This is a genomic window from Spongiibacter sp. C9W, assembly GCF_057370015.1.
The window spans coordinates 2,984,831-3,000,755 of sequence record NZ_CM170672.1 but is presented as its reverse complement, the minus strand read 5'-3'; the positions used below and the strand labels follow the sequence as shown (position 1 = coordinate 3,000,755).

Here is a 15,925-nt window from a genome sequence, read left to right as displayed (position 1 = left end):
CGCCGAGCAGTAATAAAGCGGCTGATTATAACTTACTCAGCCACGTGACAAAAACGCTTAAGTCGGCGGGTTAGCGCCGCCGCGCAACTGTGCGGGCCGCAGCCCCATAAGCAGCAAACCCAGCAGGTAGGCCACGCCGCCTGCTGCACAAACGCCGCCGAGCACCGCCGCCCGCTGCCAGGCAGACCACAGCGACCAATCGCTGATTTGCGCGCGGCACAGCAGCAACAACGCCGACATTAGTACCACGGGAACACAGAGCTGTAGCGTGTATCGCAGCCAGCCTGCCGCGGGGCGATACACCTGGCGCGCCAGCAAGCCACGCAGCAGCAACATGGCATTGAGCCACGCCGACATGGCGGTGGCCAGGGCCAGCCCTACGTGGCCAATTTGAAGGTAATAATGCAAGGGAACGACTAAGGCGATATTAAACACCATATTCGCCACCATCGCGTATATGCCGATTTTTACCGGTGTTTTGGTATCCTGGCAGGCAAAAAATCCGGGCGCTAACACTTTGATCAACATAAAGGCGATGAGGCCCAACGTGTACGCGCGCAGGCTCAGCGCGGCCATGGCGACATCGCGGCTTTGCAATTCACCGTACTGAAACAGCGTAATCAGTATTGGCTCGGCGAGAATCAACAGCGCCGCCGCCGCAGGAAGCGCCATCAGCAACACACCACGCAGCGCCCAATCCAGGGTCTGTGAGAATGCCTGCTCGTCGCCGCCGGCTCGCTGGCGAGACAATTTGGGCAAGATCACCGTCGCGATGGCAATGGCGAACACACCGAGCGGCAGCTCTACCAAGCGATCGGAGTAATACAGCCAGGAGATACTGCCAGTGGGTAAAAAAGATGCCAGCACAGTATCGAGCAGCAGGTTTATCTGGCTAACCGATACACCGAACATTGCCGGCAGCATAAGCTGCACAATGCGCTGTACGCCCTCATCGCCCCATCGCCACTGCGGTGTTGGCAGCAGGTGCAAGCGCTGCAAGAATGGCAGCTGGAACAACAACTGCACACAACCGGCCATGAGCACACCCCAGGCCAGCGCCATCGCGGGCTCGGCAAAATATGGCGCGGCCACCACGGCGGCGGTAATCAAACAGACATTGAGCAACACCGGCGTAAACGCGGGCACCGCGAAGCGCCCGTAACTGTTGAGAACAGCCCCGGCAAAACCGGTCAGTGAAATCAGCATCAAATACGGAAAGGTGATGCGAATCATCTCTGTGGTGAGCTGAAACTTCAGCGGATCGTCGCGAAACCCCGGCGCAAAGATCGACGCCACCATCGGCGCGGCCACCACGGCGAGAATCGTTATACACAACAGCACCCCACCCAATGCCCCCACCACGCGATTGAGCAGTTCTCGCACAGCGGCGTGGTCACGCTGCTCCCGATATTCTGACAGTACGGGCACAAAGGCCTGGGCAAAAGCGCCCTCGGCAAATAAGCGGCGTAAAAAATTGGGGATCTTAAAGGCGACAAAAAAAGCATCGGCGTTTGCGCTGGCGCCGAGCACCACCGCAATGACCACGTCGCGCGCCAAACCCAACACCCGCGACAACATCGTCATGGCGCCCACCACCAGACTGGAGCGCAATAGTCCGCCGCCGCGAGGAGCCTCCGCCTCACTCATTGCCAGGCCTCACGAAGGCGCTGACGATGGCGCTGCAGCCACAGTAGGGCGATCAGGCTGTGGGCGTTATTAATCTCGCCGTCGGCGAGCATTTGCATCGCCTGGTCAAAACCGTAGACCTTTGCGCGAATGTCTTCGCCTTCGCCCGGCAAGCCATGAAGGCCGCCGGCATCCGCCAGATTGCAGCGGCCGCAATACAGGTAAAAATATTCATCGCTGCCGCCGGGGGAGGAAAAATACTCCGCTATCGATTCCAGCTCAGATACCGTTAACCCAGCCTCCTCGCGCGCTTCGCGCCGCGCGACCTGTTCGGGCGCTTCATCGGTATCAATAATTCCCGCCACAAGCTCCTGCAACCAGGGCGAATCGCCGCTGTCGATGGCACCAACACGGAATTGCTCGACAAACAACACCTCATCGCGCTCGGGGTCATAGGGGAGCATGCCGACCGCCGCACCGCGCACGAAAAGCTCGCGATTAAGCGGCTTGCCCCAGCCGCCGGCAAACAGTCGGTGGCGCAGACGCAGCTGGCGAATTTCAAAGAAACCTTTCCAGGCACTGCGTTTTTCCAGCACCTCGACATCGTCGCGACCAAAACGGCTCATCAGAAGCGCCTTTCGGTGTACCAATTCACATCCCGCGCCGATTTATCCACTTGATCGACGACATCCAAGATCATGGCAAACAATGCCATGCGCACCAGCACGCCATTGTCCGCTTGACGAAAGATTGCCAAGTTAGGATTGTCATTCAGGTCGTTGTCCAGCTCGTTGGCTTCTTGACGCGAATCACGGGGCAGCGGGTGCATAATCACCGTATTGGGTTCGCAGTAGCGAGTGTAGATTGCCTGATTCAAACGATAGCGGCCGCGATACATATCGGCTTCAGCCTTGCTTGCAAAGCGCTCTTCCTGAATGCGAGTGGAGTAAGCAATATCCACCTTGGCAAGGCTGCCCTCCATCACATCGGATTCAATCACCGTGTGGCCGGCACTGCGCAGGGCGTCAACAATTTCACCGGGCATTTTCAGTTCATCCGGCGAAATCAACACGATATGGACATTGTTATACAAGCCCAGCAATTTGCAGAGTGAGTGTACCGTTCGGCCGTATTTCAGATCGCCAATCATCGCGATCCGCAGGCCATCCAGATCACTGCGCCCTTGGTGCAGCAACTCTTTACGAATAGTGTACAGATCCAATAGCGCCTGGCTGGGGTGCTCATTGGCGCCATCGCCGCCATTAATCACCGGCACGCGGCTGGCCGCCGCAAACTCCGATACCGAGCCCGAAGCCGGGTGGCGCATGACGATCACGTCGCTGTAACCACTGAGTACCCGGGCGGTATCGTATAGCGACTCACCTTTGGCAATGGCCGAGCTTTCAAAGCCCGTGGTTTCACGCACCTCACCGCCGAGTAAGTTAAAGGCGCAGCCAAAACTCACCCGCGTTCGCGTGGAGGGTTCAAAGAACATATTCCCCAGAATTGCCCCATCGAGCACCTTGGTAATACGCTCGCGGTGCGCATAGGGCGCCATGCGATCAGCCACCGCAAACACGCGCTCTATATCTTCGCGCTCAAACTGACTGATAGAGAGAATATGACTACCGGCAAATTTCAACACTGCTCTCCCTTTATACTGCGGCCCGGCCGCTATGATTCACTGGCAGCCGAAGCCGCCTGATTATTGGCGTCGTCAAATTGCAAGCTCGCCCAACGGGCGTAGAGGGGTGACTGCACCAAAAGTTCACTGTGACGCCCACTGGCAACCAGTTCACCATTCTCGAGTACCGCAATGCGATCGACATTGATCACGGTTGCCAAGCGATGGGCAATCACCACCGTCGTGCGGCCTTCCATCAACCTTTCCAGCGCCTGCTGCACTTGATATTCACTTTCTGCGTCCAGGGCACTGGTCGCCTCGTCGAGCAACAGCAGTTTAGGGTCTGCCAATATTGCTCTGGCAATCGCGACGCGTTGACGCTGACCACCCGACAACCGCACCCCGCCTTCGCCCACAAAACTTTGATAGCCCTCGGGCAAACGCTCAATAAATTCGTGAGCAAAGGCTGCCTTAGCCGCGGACACTATCTCCGCATCGCTGGCATCTGGGCGGCCGTAGCGAATATTGTCGGCCACCGAGCCAGTGAACAGCACTGGCTGCTGCGGCACCATCGCGATATTTGCACGTAACTCGTCCGGATCGAGATTGCGAATATCGACGCCGTCAAAGCAAATGGCCCCGTCACTCACATCGTAGAAACGCAGCAACAAATCAATCAACGTTGACTTGCCAGCCCCGGAACTGCCCACCAGCGCCAAACTGCTACCCGCCGGCACCTGCAAACTAACATTGCTTATCGCCGGGTGTTCCGGCCGCGAGGCATAGGCAAAGCTCACCGACCTAAAATCGATATCGCCACGCACCGGCACCGGTAAATGCGCCGGGGCTGCGGGCGGCAATATACGGTTCTCTGCCGCCAACAATTCCAACAGGCGCTCGGTCGCTCCCGCCGCTCGCTGTAAGTCACCATAGACTTCGGAAATGGCACCGACGGAGGCGGCTACCATCACCGCGTAGAAAATAAACGCCGCCAGTTCACCGCCACTGATTCGGCCGGCCAAGACATCGTGTCCACCCACCCAAAGCATGCCGGTAACGGCGCCTAACACCAGCACTATCACCACCGTCGACAACCATGCGCGCTGCTTAATGCGCACGATGGCAACATCGAAGGCCACCTCTACATGGCCATCAAAGGCTCTGCGATCAAGCGTTTGATGGTTAAACGCTTGCAGCAGCTTGATATTCTTAACTGCCTCGCCCACAAAGCTGCCGACACTGGCAATCTTGTCCTGACTGCTGCGCGACAGCCGCCGCACGCGGCGGCCAAATACCAGGATGGGCACAATCACCAGCGGCACACTCAGCATCACCAATGCCGTGAGTTTCGGGTTGCTGATGAACAGCCAGATTAAACCGCCGATAAACATCAGCGCGTTGCGCAGAGCGATGGACACCGAGGACCCGATCACAGTTTGCAGAAGGCTGGTGTCCGTGGTGATCCGGGATTGAATATCGCCACTCAGCTGGCTTTCAAAAAAGCCGGGGTGCAGGGTGACGACATGGGCAAACACGGCTTTACGCAGGTCTGCACTAACGCGTTCGCCAATCCAGGACACCAAGTAAAAACGCACAAAGGTGCCGGTCGCCAACAGTAATACCAGTGCGAAAAACAGCATCAAGGCCTGGTTTAGCGCCGCTTCACTGGCGTTACTGGAGAAACCATTATCCACCAGCAAACGCAGCCCCTGGCCGATCGACAGCGTGATCCCCGCCGTGCAGATCAGCGCCACGCTGGCACCGATAACCTGCCAGCGATAGGGCTTCAAAAACCCAAGCATCGCCCTTAATACACCTAGCTTTGCGGTACCACGCTCACTGTGTTGTTGCTCAGCCATTTAGCTCTCCTTCTGGCCGCGCATTATTGCCCGTATTCCCGGCAGGTAAAAGCGCCGCATCAACCAACGCTAACTTTTGTTTACGCGGTAATTTTTTTATCGCCGCTTCACGGCGCGATGCCACTGAACGGTTTTCCGCTGGTTCGGTGTAGACAATGGCCTCGGCAGGGTCACTGCGAAAGAATCGCGCGCCCTTACCCCCTTCGCCGCAGTGCTCGCGAAAGCGCCGCGTGGTATCCGTGGTGATCCCGGTATACAGGCGGCCACTGCGGCAGCGCACCATATACACCCACCACTGACTCAAAGCCCCTCCTGCTCCAGTGCATCGGCGTAGTCATTGAGTTCCTGCAGTACAAATTGCTGGAAGTCGTTATCGATGGAGTCGGACAACTCCACTAACCGCTGGCGAAAGCTGTCGAACCCGTGCAGATGCTCTCCGGGTTGGCGCAGCCGCTGCCGACAGAACTCCAGCCAGCGCTGCCGCTCGGCCGCCGATAAGGTTTCGGGGAAGTTACGCGCCCGATAGCGCCACAGCATCTCGGGAAGGCGACGGTCGCTGAATTGAAAATGCTGCCCGGCAAGATCCTCCGGCAGCATTTTTCGCAGGCGCTCCATCTGCTGGCGATCACCATCACTAAAAAAGCCGCCGCCATAGAGCTGCGTGTCCGGGTCGGGGTTTTCGCTGAATTCACGCTGGGCATACACCGATGCCAGGGTTTCATTAAGCCCCTCGGCCTTACGCAGCATCGACCAGTGCCGTCGGCATTGGTCTAAGTCGATCTGCAAACGCTGTGCACTGGCATCGTCCAATAATTTAGGGGTGGCAACAATCGGTGCGCGATTGAGGTGAATTTCCTTGAGCGGAATACGCGGCGTGTCCTCCCCCAGCTCCTCGCTGGAGCTGAAGATTCGCCGTGCTACCTCATCACTGTCCAGCGTAATCAGCGGGCTCGGGTCAACACTTAAGTCATAGACGATCACGCTATTCTTGTTAACCGGATGCGGTGCCAGCGGCATCATCAATGCCGAGCAGCCTCGCGCCGCGGGCAGGCGCCCGGAAACATGCAGCACCGGCACTTGGCTGTCGGTGTTGAGCATGGCCGCCACCGTGCGCTTGTTCCGCAGGCTCAAGGCATAGTCGTAGAGTTTGGGCTGGGCTTGACGGATCAGACGTGCCAAGTCGATCGTTGCCAGTACATCTGAGAGTGCGTCGTGCGCCGACTCGTGACTCAGGCCGTTGGCCGCGGTCAGCTCTTCCAGCCGGAAGCTGGGCGAGCCATCCTCGCGCCTGGGCCACTCAATACCGTCGGGGCGCAGCGCGTAGCACAGCCGAACGACATCGATCAGGTCCCAGCGAGAGTTACCGTTTTGCCACTCCCTGGCATAGGGGTCGTAGAAATTGCGATACAAGGCAAAGCGGGTCACCTCATCATCGAAGCGGATGCTGTTATAACCCACCGTGCAGGTGCCGGGCTGAGACAATTCCGCGTGGATATTAGCGACAAACTCCGCCTCGCTAAGCCCTTCCTCCAAGGCTTGCTGCGGGGTAATCCCAGTAACCAGGCAGGCCTCGGGATTGGGCAGGTAATCGGGAGTTGGGCGGCAAAACTGCACCAGCGGTTCGCCGATAATGTTCAGCTCAGCATCGGTGCGCACACCAGCAAACTGCGAGGGGCGATCCAGGGCGGGGCGAGTTCCCCAGGTTTCGTAATCGTGCCAGTAAAAGGTCTCACTCATCACTCAGTTCGCCACCTGTGAAGCAGATACAAAAACGGCAGCGCCAATGCACCGGCCAGGGCGTCGCCCAAAGCCGGCACGGCGCTGCCGTCAACTTAGCTAACGTTGATATTTTCCGCTTCGATCTTCGCTTTCCAAATTTGCGGGCCTGATTTATGCACTGAGTCGCCGGCGGTGTCTACCGCGACCGTCACAGGCATATCTTCAACGGTAAACTCGTAAATGGCTTCCATACCCAATTCTGGAAAGGCCACCACTTCAGACTTTTTAATCGCCTGGGCAACCAAGTAAGCCGCGCCACCGGTGGCCATCAGGTACACCGCTTCAAACTCTTTGATGGCATCGATCGCACCGTCGCCGCGCTCGGACTTACCGATCATGCCCATTAATCCGGTTTCGGCGAGCATGGTACGGGTAAACTTATCCATTCGCGTTGCCGTGGTTGGGCCTGCGGGGCCAACGACTTCGTCACGCACGGGGTCAACGGGGCCAACGTAGTAGATGAAGCGGCCCTTCAGGTCGACAGGCAGAGTTTCGCCTTTGCTCAGCATATCGACCATTTTCTTATGCGCAGCGTCGCGACCGGTCAGCATCTTACCGTTGAGCAAGAGCGTATCGCCGGGCTTCCAGGTTTTGATCTCATCGGCCGTTACGGTATCCAGGTTCACTCGCTTCACGTCGCCACCAGACTGACGCGTTACCTCTGGCCACTCTTCGAGTTTTGGCGGGGTCAGAGCGACGGCGCCACTGCCATCCAGGGTGAAGTGAGCGTGGCGGGTTGCCGCGCAGTTGGGGATCAAGGCAATCGCCTTGTTAGCAGCGTGGGTCGGATAATCTTTAACCTTAACATCCAAGACGGTGGTCAGACCGCCCAAGCCCTGGGCACCAATACCGAGCTGATTGACCTTTTCATGCAGCTCCAGACGCAGCTCTTCCGAGCGGTTTGACGCGCCGCGTTTTTGCAGGTCGTGAATATCGATGGGGTCGAGCAGCGCTTCTTTTGCCAACAGCATCGCCTTCTCGGCAGTACCGCCAATACCAATACCCAGCATACCCGGTGGGCACCAGCCTGCGCCCATTGTCGGCACCATTTTCAACACCCAGTCCACCACAGAATCAGAGGGATTGAGCATGGCAAATTTAGACTTGGCCTCTGAGCCGCCGCCTTTTGCTGCAACATGCACTTCAACGGTGTCACCGGGAACAATTTCGTAGTGGATCACCGCGGGGGTATTGTCTTTAGTGTTACTGCGGGCACCGTCGGGGTCGGCAAGAATGGAGGCGCGCAGTACATTATCAGGCAAGTTGTAGGCACGGCGAACGCCTTCATTAACCATGTCGGTAACCGACATCTCAGCGTCCCACTGCACATTCATGCCCACGGTCAAAAACACCGTCACAATACCTGTGTCCTGACAAATGGGACGATGCCCCTCTGCACACATCCGCGAGTTGATCAGAATCTGTGCCATCGCGTCTTTAGCGGCAGGGTTTTGCTCGCGCTGATAGGCTTCGTCTACCGCCTTGATGAAATCAACCGGGTGGTAGTAGGAGATGTATTGCAGCGCATCTGCAACACTCTGAATCAGGTCATCTTGGCGGATAACAGTCATTGGGCGAGGTCCTTGATAACGTTGTGGTGTCGGTGCCAAAGTGCGACGGTTGCCGCACCTGATCACACTGTGCTGTTGCAGCCATGTGCCGCAACAGCTGGAATCGGCGCAGAAGTATACACCAGCTGCGGCCTCGCCGTCAGCGGGCCTGGGGACTGCCGCTGTGATATTGCGTGACCGTTTGGCGCAGCGCTTCGATATCGCGATTCACCTGTTTGCGGAAGGCGTTCACCGAATCAAGCCATTCTTCACTCTGCTGTACACGACGTTCAACCGCCTTCACCCGGGCATCCAGACTGCCGCCCGCAGTGAGTTGCTTATTCACCTCCAGCAGCGTCTTGCGATTTACCTCAGACTGGGCAATGACGCGGTCAAGTTTGCCAGACATTGAAGCCATTGCCTCACGGTCGGCATCATAACCCTGCAATGCACTCTTGAGCTTTGCGTCTAAAGAGCGGTGGCGACTTTCTATGGCCGCCAGTCGCTTTTCATTTTTCGCCAACTGCGCATCGTGCTCAGCCAACTCTTGTTTTTGTTTTTTCCACACGTTGTCCCACAGCTTGCGGATTTCAAAATCCAGCTCTTTTAATTTCACCGCCGTGGTCACACTGTTCTCTTCCAGGCTCTCATCCGCGGACGATAAGCGCTGCTCCAGCACTTCCAGGCGCTGCTGAGCCTGCTTTAAGTCACCCTGAGCAATGGTGAGTTGATCAAACAGGTAGTAAGCAGCGGCCGCCAGCGCAACAATTAACAGCGTTAACATAAACAGGACGAAACCACCTCCGCCACTCGCCGCAGCGGCAGGGGGTAGTTCCTTCGAGCTTGCTGCCGCCCGCTGTGCGACATCTTCCTCGTCAACAGCAATTGAAAATCGTGGTTCTTGTTTATCAGTACTCACAATTCAGTATTCCAATTAATTGTAGTTAAAGCGCCACTCTACACTCGCGCATCAGCGTGGTAATTCAGCGCATTATGAACGTCTGTCTCGTTCGCCTCCAGCCCCAGCATGCAGTTTCGCTGTGCAGCCACGGCGGCTTTGCTATACTTGCGCTGCCTGGGCCTCGGAGTCTGCGAGACCCAACAAAAAAACAGACAACAAGATGAGAGAGGGGTTTTATGGACGCGTTCATTTCTGCGGATCTGGCCTTGCGCTGGCTGCACGTACTGTTCGGCATCGTTTGGATTGGCCTGCTGTACTATTTCAACTTTGTACAAACTGAATACTTCAAGGAGGCAGAGCCCTCTGCCAAGGCAGACGCCGTACAAAAGCTGGCGCCTCGCGCGCTGTGGTGGTTCCGCTGGGGAGCGATGTTCACCTTTCTGACTGGTCTGGGCTTGCTGCACTTCACGATGAGCCGCGGCGGGTTGAATGGCTACATCATCATCGGCGCACTGATGGGCACCCTGATGTTTTTGAACGTCTGGCTGATTATCTGGCCCAACCAGAAGATTGTCTGCGGCATTACCCCGGGCGACGCCGCTAAAGCCGCGCCAAAAGCTGGCCTGGCTTCTCGCACCAACACCCTGTTCTCAGCGCCCATGCTGATCGGCATGCTGGGCTCTTTCCACGGCGACGGCAATGCCGCTCTCGCCCAAGTAGGTAAAACGGCAAGCGGCGACCTGAGCCTCGGCCTGTGGATTTGCCTGGGCTTAATCGCGCTCCTCGAGCTGAACGCCCTGTTCGGCAAGACTGGCCCAATGACCACGGTCAAAGGCGTTGTCCATTGCAGCATCGCGCTGGCTCTGGCCATGGTGGCACTGCTTCAGTACGTGTAATACCGAAGAGGCCACAGCACGTGGCTCAATATAAAAAGGGGGCTTTCGCCCCCTTTTTTTCGCCAGCCTAAGCCCCACAAGTCGGGCATTTCATATTAGAACTGCTTGCTGCGCAACAGCACCAAGGTACAGGCGTCCTCGCAAACAATGCCGCGCGCCCTTAACTCACTGGCCAAGCCCTCGTCCTCACTCCCCGGGTTGAAAATGACCCGCCTGGGAGACAAACCAACTAGCGCATCCATGTGCGGAGCCAGTAGCTCGCCACGCATATACACGGTGACGGTATCGACAGGACCGTCAACACTGGCAATATCAGGCTGGCAGTGAATTCCCGCAACCGAGCGGTGATAGGGGTTCACCGGCACGACCGTATGCCCGTATTCGATGAGCATTCGTGCTGCCTTGTTTGAATATCGCTCCGGTTTAGGGCTTGCCCCAAGTACCACAACCCGTTCAGACATGTCTTCCCTCCAAGCCCGCACTCGCCAACCCAATTAGTTCGGGCATAAAAAAGCCGGGGCGCAAGCCCCGGCTATATCATAGCGAACTACGCTTACTTTTCTTTCGTGCCCATCCAACGGCGCAGTGTCGATGCCAACTCTTGCGCATTGTAGGCCTCTGCACTTTCAGGCATCGGGTCGTTACCCATTTTAATTTCTAAAGACGCCTGATAAGAGGTACGGGTGGTCGTCGATGCAACACCACCACTTAAACGCCCTGGTGTTTGAGCAACAACGGTGTCACAGCTTAGCAAGCCACAGCGACGATATACCTGAGTACTGCCTCCAAACTCATTTACACCCGAAATAGTGCTACTGCTGCGGCTTTTGCTCTCCGTATCGCGATTCACCAGCTGGAACCAGTCATAACCTTCCTGCAAAGTCAGTTCTGCCGCACGAAGCAGTGCGTAATCGTTAACCGTTTCCTTATCCGTCACAGTATTCCCTGTGAAAGTCACGCGGTAGCGGTCCTTGCCCAAAGCGGTCTCGGTGTAGCCGTATGCACCACGCTCTTCAGCGGGCTGGTAACTAGTGCTGCTGCTGCATGCAGCCATCAGCACTGAAAGCAATGCGACAAACATCATCTGGGTACGCATAAAATCTCCTCGTTTTTGTGAAAGCTAACTGCTTTTTGTTTTCCGACCTGTACTCTAATAGCCTCGCCTGAACTGAAGCTGAATAAGTAAAAACCCTTACCTAGTTGCCGCAACTCCACAGACTTAAGGGCGCCAGATACGCATTTGCGCGCGGTGGCAGCTCCCCGGCGCTAGTAATAATTCATCGGCGAAAGCCATGCCTCTCTCTACGCAAATGTATTCGTTGTAGTGCTCGGCAACGTCATCCATTTTCTCGGCCAATGTTGCACCCGGGTTCCACACCACAACGGTATCGCACCCCTGCCCCGCAATAGCCAGCGCCCCTTTTCCCGTTGCTAATTCCTGAACATCACCCACCTGCTCAAATACGCGATCAACCTCACCATCAAAGCGCTGGACGGTGCTAAGTCGGCATTTAGCCAAGCCCTGGGTATTATCCAAATAGTCGCCCTTGCCCAGGCCCTGAACACTCGCCGCAGCAGTCTCTGCGGCAAAGTAGCTGTGCATGGCAAAACTCAAGGGCAGGCTCTGCTGGCTGCGATTGCAAATCACTAACTCGCACGCCAACTCGCGCCCCAATCGGTACACCACCTGTGCGCTATACATCCAGGGAAAGCGTGCCTGCTCGTCAGGTACAGACTCGATGGCAAATCGAAGGCTCAAGCCATCCTTGTCGCTACTCGCCTCCAGCAATTGCCACTCTCGCTGCCTGGCAAACCCGTGCTTGGGCAAGGTGGCGTCGCGACGATTCACACCAAACCACGGCAAACACAGGGGAATCCCCCCACGAATGGCCGCGCCGTCGGAAAAAACCGCCTTGGGGCTCAGCCACAGCCAGTCTTCGTCGCCCACCGGCGCAAATGACAACAACTGCGCGCCCTGCAGCGCAAACACCGCCCGACATTGTGCGGTGTCTGCAACGATTAGCGGCAAAGCCTGCTCGCTGCCATATTCCCTGCGGCTATCGCTGACCCTCACTCCACTGGGAAGATCAATCATCAGTATTTTCCTCGGCGGCGGACGCAGACTTCACCCACAGCATATCGTTCGCCCCCTTTTGAAATTGGTAGTCCACGCGCTCCATGCCAACATCATAGCCCCGCTCCCCCAGCTCCCGCACAACGGCGGGCAGGTGCTGCGACACACGACCATCTACTGAGACCAGCGGATAAATACGCACCTCGCGGGCAACACGGCACAGCTCAAGCACTGCCTCAACATGGGCCTGAAGATCGATGTGCTCGCTGTAGAGAAACAATAAGTGTGAACAAAGGGCCAAGTCGTACTCGCCATCAAAACACGGCAGCTCAGGCAAACTGGCCTCAACATAGCGACCCGCTTGCAAACCGCTTGGGTAATCTTCCAAAAATCGATTCATCGCCGACATACGCACTGAGCCCAAGTGTCCTGGGTCGCGAAAGTGGCGCCATACATATTGGTCTGCCTGCCGCGCAAATTGGCTGAGCATACCGGGGTAGACACGGCGAATACGCTGCTGGATATCGTCGGCGCTGAACTGATAGATCGGGTCGACCGACAACACTTTACCGCCCTGCGCCGTTACTTCGGCATTAAAACTCGCCGTGCCGTCACCGCAGCCAAGGATGCTGCGCTCTAGGTCTTCCTCTCGCAGCGCAAACATCGCTGCATACTCCGCCAGGGATCGCCCCCACGGCACTACTGATGATAGCTCCAAAAATAATCCACCGAATAACCAGAAAAAACCCGCGTGGCGGGCTCGAATAACGCAGTATAAATCCTGGGGCCAGCATGGCGCCAATAACTCAGCTAAAACGCCACCCTACAGCTACATTCCCGCAATACTGAGGTAGGGCAAGTCAGCGGCGAAGCCTGTCCTGCCACGGATGGCCAGGCAAAAAAAAGCCCCGCGGTGCGGGGCTCTCATTTTTATGGATGTGTGGGCTTACATCATGCCGCCCATACCACCCATGCCGCCCATGCCGCCCATATCAGGCATCGCTGGCGCTTCATCTTTCGGTGCGTCGGCAATCATGCACTCAGTAGTGATGATCAAACCTGCCACCGAACCGGCCGCCTGCAGAGCAGTACGGGTCACTTTGGCTGGGTCGAGGATACCCATTTCCATCATGTCACCGTAGGTGCCGTTGCCAGCGTTGTAACCGAAGTTACCTTCGCCAGAGCGCACTTTGTCGAGTACTACAGAGGCTTCGTCACCCGCGTTAGTCACAATCTGACGCAGAGGAGCTTCCATCGCACGCAGCGCGGCGTTAATACCCGCCAGCTGGTCTTCATTGTCGCCTTCTACCGCAGCCAGGTTGCTGATTGCGCGAACCAGGGCAACACCACCGCCAGGTACAACGCCTTCTTCAACTGCCGCGCGTGTTGCATGCAGCGCATCTTCAACACGGGCTTTTTTCTCTTTCATTTCGATCTCAGTGGCTGCGCCCACTTTGATCACGGCAACACCGCCAGCCAGCTTGGCTACGCGCTCTTGCAGCTTCTCACGATCGTAATCAGAGCTGGTGTTTTCGATCTGAGTGCGAATCTCGGCAACGCGTGCCTCGATATCGCCCGCTTGGCCGGCACCGTCAACGATCACGGTGTTTTCTTTGTCCATGGTTACGCGCTTAGCGGTACCCAAGTGCTCCAGGGTCGCTTGCTCCAGGTCGAGACCAACTTCTTCAGAGATCACAGTACCACCGGTCAGGATGGCGATGTCTTGCAGCATGGCCTTACGGCGGTCGCCGAAGCCAGGCGCTTTACACGCAGCCACTTTAACGATGCCGCGCATAGTGTTAACAACCAGTGTTGCCAGGGCTTCGCCTTCAACATCTTCGGCAACAATCACCAGTGGACGGCTGGCCTTCGCAACGTTCTCCAGCAGCGGCAACAGCTCGCGAATATTGGAGATTTTCTTGTCAACCAACAGGATGAAGGGGTTGTCATGCTCAACAGACATGTTGTCGGTGTTGTTCACGAAGTAAGGAGACAGGTAGCCGCGATCAAACTGCATACCTTCAACAACATCCAGCTCGTTTTCCAGGCCTTGACCTTCTTCTACAGTGATCACACCCTCTTTGCCGACTTTCTCCATCGCTTCAGCAATGATAGCGCCGACGTGGCTGTCGCTGTTGGCCGAGATGGTGCCAACCTGAGAGATGGCCTTGCTGTCCGCACAGGGGATAGACAGCTTCTTAACTTCTTCAACTGCTGACGCGATTGCCTTGTCGATGCCGCGCTTCAGGTCCATTGGGTTCATGCCAGCAGCGACCGCTTTCAGGCCTTCGTTAACAATGGCCTGGGCCAGTACGGTGGCAGTGGTGGTGCCGTCACCCGCGTCGTCAGAAGCTTTAGAAGCCACTTCTTTGACCATCTGGGCACCCATGTTCTCCAGCTTGTCTTCAAGCTCGATTTCTTTGGCAACAGAGACACCGTCTTTTGTTACGGTTGGCGCACCAAATGATTTGTCCAAAACAACATTGCGGCCCTTGGGACCAAGCGTTACCTTAACAGCGTTTGCCAGGGTGTTAACGCCAGCCACCATGCGTTGGCGGGCTTCGTTACCAAATACTACGTCTTTAGCCATGATTGTCTTACCTTCCTACTAATTCGTTGATTCAATTGAGCGCTAGAAATTAGCCTTCGATAACACCGAAGATTTCAGACTCACCGAGAACAATCAGCTCTTCACCGTCGACTTTAACGGCGTTACCAGAGTACTGACCGAAGATCACGCGATCGCCAACCTTGACACCAACAGGGCGCAACTCACCGTTTTCCAGCAATTTGCCCTCACCTACAGCCAATACTTCGCCTTGATTCGGCTTCTCTTTGGCAGAACCGGGCAAAACGATACCGCCGGCGCTGGTCTGCTCCTCTTCGCTACGACGAACCACTACACGGTCGTATAAGGGACGAATTTTCATCTTGATCAATCTCCATTAAATCAATGAACAGATTTTTATTTGACCGGACATTCCGGCACCGCCAGGTAGTGATTACCTACTTGGCGACCTCCCTTTCACACGGATCGGGAATCATCAGGTTTCCCATCGCGCAGACTGGACATGCAGTCACCGTGGGCTGCTCAGGTAACTGGGGGCGAGAAAATGCTTTTCAAGGGCAAAGAGTGAAAATTTTTAGTCTTCTTTTCGGTATTCACCTTCGATGGTGATATGGCCAGGCTCGCGGCGCCCTTCCGCGCCCGAAGAATTGCCGCGCGGGCCGCCACTGGCGCTGAAGCCACCGGCTTGCATCTGAATAACGCCGCGGCGCAGCATCTGGTCAATAACGGCGTTGCGCAAGGGACGAATCAGGCAGACGAAACCCACCGCATCAGTAATAAAGCCCGGTGTGAGCAGTAATGCGCCGCCGATTGCCAGCATCAGGCCCTCGAGTATCTCTCTGGCGGGCACCTCACCGTGATCCAGGCGCTGGCGCGCACGCAATAACGTAGACACGCCCTGCTGGCGCAGCAATGTGGCGCCGATTAACGCGGTTAGCAATACACACGCGATCGTAGGCAGGGCACCGATCAGCCCCCCAACCTCGATAAGCAGCCACATTTCCAAGATGGGGGCGATGACAAAAATACTAAATAGGACTCTCATAG

16 protein-coding genes are annotated in these 15,925 nt (G+C 56.5%); 1 reads left to right on the top strand and 15 read right to left on the bottom strand.

All coding sequences use genetic code 11. From position 1 onward, the window contains the following. Positions 1-57 precede the first annotated feature (57 nt). The 8 genes from murJ to AC2Q8J_RS14245 all read right to left on the bottom strand — a co-directional run bounded on the left by murJ (position 58) and on the right by AC2Q8J_RS14245 (position 9,357). Positions 58-1,647, bottom strand: coding sequence for a murein biosynthesis integral membrane protein MurJ (murJ, locus tag AC2Q8J_RS14280; protein WP_486451600.1), 1,590 nt, complete (start codon positions 1,645-1,647; stop codon positions 58-60). Further along, positions 1,644-2,252 carry an NUDIX domain-containing protein gene (locus AC2Q8J_RS14275; RefSeq protein WP_486451599.1) on the bottom strand — a complete coding sequence of 203 codons (609 nt, stop codon included), beginning with the start codon at positions 2,250-2,252 and terminating at the stop codon, positions 1,644-1,646. The genes murJ and AC2Q8J_RS14275 overlap by 4 nt, the downstream gene beginning before the upstream one ends. Beyond that, positions 2,252-3,268 (bottom strand): aspartate carbamoyltransferase, encoded by a 1,017-nt coding sequence (locus tag AC2Q8J_RS14270; RefSeq protein ID WP_286696208.1) that lies wholly within the window; start codon positions 3,266-3,268, stop codon positions 2,252-2,254. The genes AC2Q8J_RS14275 and AC2Q8J_RS14270 overlap by 1 nt, the downstream gene beginning before the upstream one ends. A 32-nt stretch (positions 3,269-3,300) precedes the next feature. Beyond that, positions 3,301-5,109, bottom strand: coding sequence for an ABC transporter transmembrane domain-containing protein (locus AC2Q8J_RS14265; RefSeq protein ID WP_486451598.1), 1,809 nt, complete (start codon positions 5,107-5,109; stop codon positions 3,301-3,303). Continuing rightward, a complete protein-coding gene (locus AC2Q8J_RS14260) occupies positions 5,102-5,413 on the bottom strand; it encodes a GIY-YIG nuclease family protein (protein ID WP_486451597.1) in 312 nt (103 codons plus the stop codon). The genes AC2Q8J_RS14265 and AC2Q8J_RS14260 overlap by 8 nt, the downstream gene beginning before the upstream one ends. Then, positions 5,410-6,846 (bottom strand): exodeoxyribonuclease I, encoded by a 1,437-nt coding sequence (gene sbcB, locus AC2Q8J_RS14255; RefSeq protein ID WP_486451596.1) that lies wholly within the window; start codon positions 6,844-6,846, stop codon positions 5,410-5,412. The genes AC2Q8J_RS14260 and sbcB overlap by 4 nt, the downstream gene beginning before the upstream one ends. A 95-nt stretch (positions 6,847-6,941) precedes the next feature. Then, complete coding sequence (locus tag AC2Q8J_RS14250) at positions 6,942-8,459, bottom strand: fumarate hydratase (protein WP_204996597.1); 1,518 nt, start codon at positions 8,457-8,459, stop codon at positions 6,942-6,944. A gap of 139 nt (positions 8,460-8,598) precedes the next feature. Continuing rightward, the gene (locus tag AC2Q8J_RS14245) at positions 8,599-9,357 is read right to left on the bottom strand and encodes a hypothetical protein (RefSeq protein WP_372878499.1); all 759 of its coding nucleotides are present in this window, start codon (positions 9,355-9,357) and stop codon (positions 8,599-8,601) included. 218 nt (positions 9,358-9,575) lie between these two features. On the opposite strand from AC2Q8J_RS14245, the gene AC2Q8J_RS14240 reads away from it, so the two are divergent. Continuing rightward, the gene (locus tag AC2Q8J_RS14240; protein ID WP_486451595.1) at positions 9,576-10,235 is read left to right on the top strand and encodes a urate hydroxylase PuuD; all 660 of its coding nucleotides are present in this window, start codon (positions 9,576-9,578) and stop codon (positions 10,233-10,235) included. 95 nt (positions 10,236-10,330) lie between these two features. On the opposite strand, the gene AC2Q8J_RS14235 is transcribed toward AC2Q8J_RS14240, so the two are convergent. From AC2Q8J_RS14235 to AC2Q8J_RS14205, 7 genes are all read right to left on the bottom strand, one after another. Beyond that, the gene (locus AC2Q8J_RS14235; protein ID WP_486451594.1) at positions 10,331-10,696 is read right to left on the bottom strand and encodes a CoA-binding protein; all 366 of its coding nucleotides are present in this window, start codon (positions 10,694-10,696) and stop codon (positions 10,331-10,333) included. 92 nt (positions 10,697-10,788) lie between these two features. Further along, complete coding sequence (locus tag AC2Q8J_RS14230) at positions 10,789-11,331, bottom strand: CC0125/CC1285 family lipoprotein (protein ID WP_051171192.1); 543 nt, start codon at positions 11,329-11,331, stop codon at positions 10,789-10,791. Between the two features lie 123 nt (positions 11,332-11,454). Next, entirely contained in the window at positions 11,455-12,330 is an 876-nt protein-coding gene (locus tag AC2Q8J_RS14225) for a D-hexose-6-phosphate mutarotase (protein ID WP_486451593.1), read from the bottom strand. Further along, positions 12,323-12,973 carry an SAM-dependent methyltransferase gene (locus AC2Q8J_RS14220; protein ID WP_204996808.1) on the bottom strand — a complete coding sequence of 217 codons (651 nt, stop codon included), beginning with the start codon at positions 12,971-12,973 and terminating at the stop codon, positions 12,323-12,325. The genes AC2Q8J_RS14225 and AC2Q8J_RS14220 overlap by 8 nt, the downstream gene beginning before the upstream one ends. 282 nt (positions 12,974-13,255) lie before the next feature. Beyond that, a complete protein-coding gene (gene groL, locus AC2Q8J_RS14215; RefSeq protein ID WP_204997438.1) occupies positions 13,256-14,902 on the bottom strand; it encodes a chaperonin GroEL in 1,647 nt (548 codons plus the stop codon). A gap of 46 nt (positions 14,903-14,948) precedes the next feature. Continuing rightward, on the bottom strand, positions 14,949-15,239 hold the full coding sequence (locus tag AC2Q8J_RS14210) for a co-chaperone GroES (protein ID WP_027874494.1): 291 nt from the start codon (positions 15,237-15,239) through the stop codon (positions 14,949-14,951). Between the two features lie 213 nt (positions 15,240-15,452). Next, a complete protein-coding gene (locus AC2Q8J_RS14205) occupies positions 15,453-15,923 on the bottom strand; it encodes an FxsA family protein (RefSeq protein ID WP_204997434.1) in 471 nt (156 codons plus the stop codon). Positions 15,924-15,925 lie beyond the last annotated feature (2 nt).

Coding starts and splice junctions, on each gene's coding strand:
- AC2Q8J_RS14265 (WP_486451598.1), bottom strand. CDS start 5,109: ATGGCTGAGCAACAACACAGTGAGCGTGGTACCGCAAAGCTAGGTGTA.
- AC2Q8J_RS14275 (WP_486451599.1), bottom strand. CDS start 2,252: ATGAGCCGTTTTGGTCGCGACGATGTCGAGGTGCTGGAAAAACGCAGT.
- AC2Q8J_RS14235 (WP_486451594.1), bottom strand. CDS start 10,696: ATGTCTGAACGGGTTGTGGTACTTGGGGCAAGCCCTAAACCGGAGCGA.
- AC2Q8J_RS14250 (WP_204996597.1), bottom strand. CDS start 8,459: ATGACTGTTATCCGCCAAGATGACCTGATTCAGAGTGTTGCAGATGCG.
- AC2Q8J_RS14225 (WP_486451593.1), bottom strand. CDS start 12,330: ATGATTGATCTTCCCAGTGGAGTGAGGGTCAGCGATAGCCGCAGGGAA.
- sbcB (WP_486451596.1), bottom strand. CDS start 6,846: ATGAGTGAGACCTTTTACTGGCACGATTACGAAACCTGGGGAACTCGC.
- AC2Q8J_RS14220 (WP_204996808.1), bottom strand. CDS start 12,973: ATGTTTGCGCTGCGAGAGGAAGACCTAGAGCGCAGCATCCTTGGCTGC.
- AC2Q8J_RS14210 (WP_027874494.1), bottom strand. CDS start 15,239: ATGAAAATTCGTCCCTTATACGACCGTGTAGTGGTTCGTCGTAGCGAA.
- AC2Q8J_RS14230 (WP_051171192.1), bottom strand. CDS start 11,331: ATGCGTACCCAGATGATGTTTGTCGCATTGCTTTCAGTGCTGATGGCT.
- AC2Q8J_RS14205 (WP_204997434.1), bottom strand. CDS start 15,923: ATGAGAGTCCTATTTAGTATTTTTGTCATCGCCCCCATCTTGGAAATG.
- murJ (WP_486451600.1), bottom strand. CDS start 1,647: ATGAGTGAGGCGGAGGCTCCTCGCGGCGGCGGACTATTGCGCTCCAGT.
- AC2Q8J_RS14240 (WP_486451595.1), top strand. CDS start 9,576: ATGGACGCGTTCATTTCTGCGGATCTGGCCTTGCGCTGGCTGCACGTA.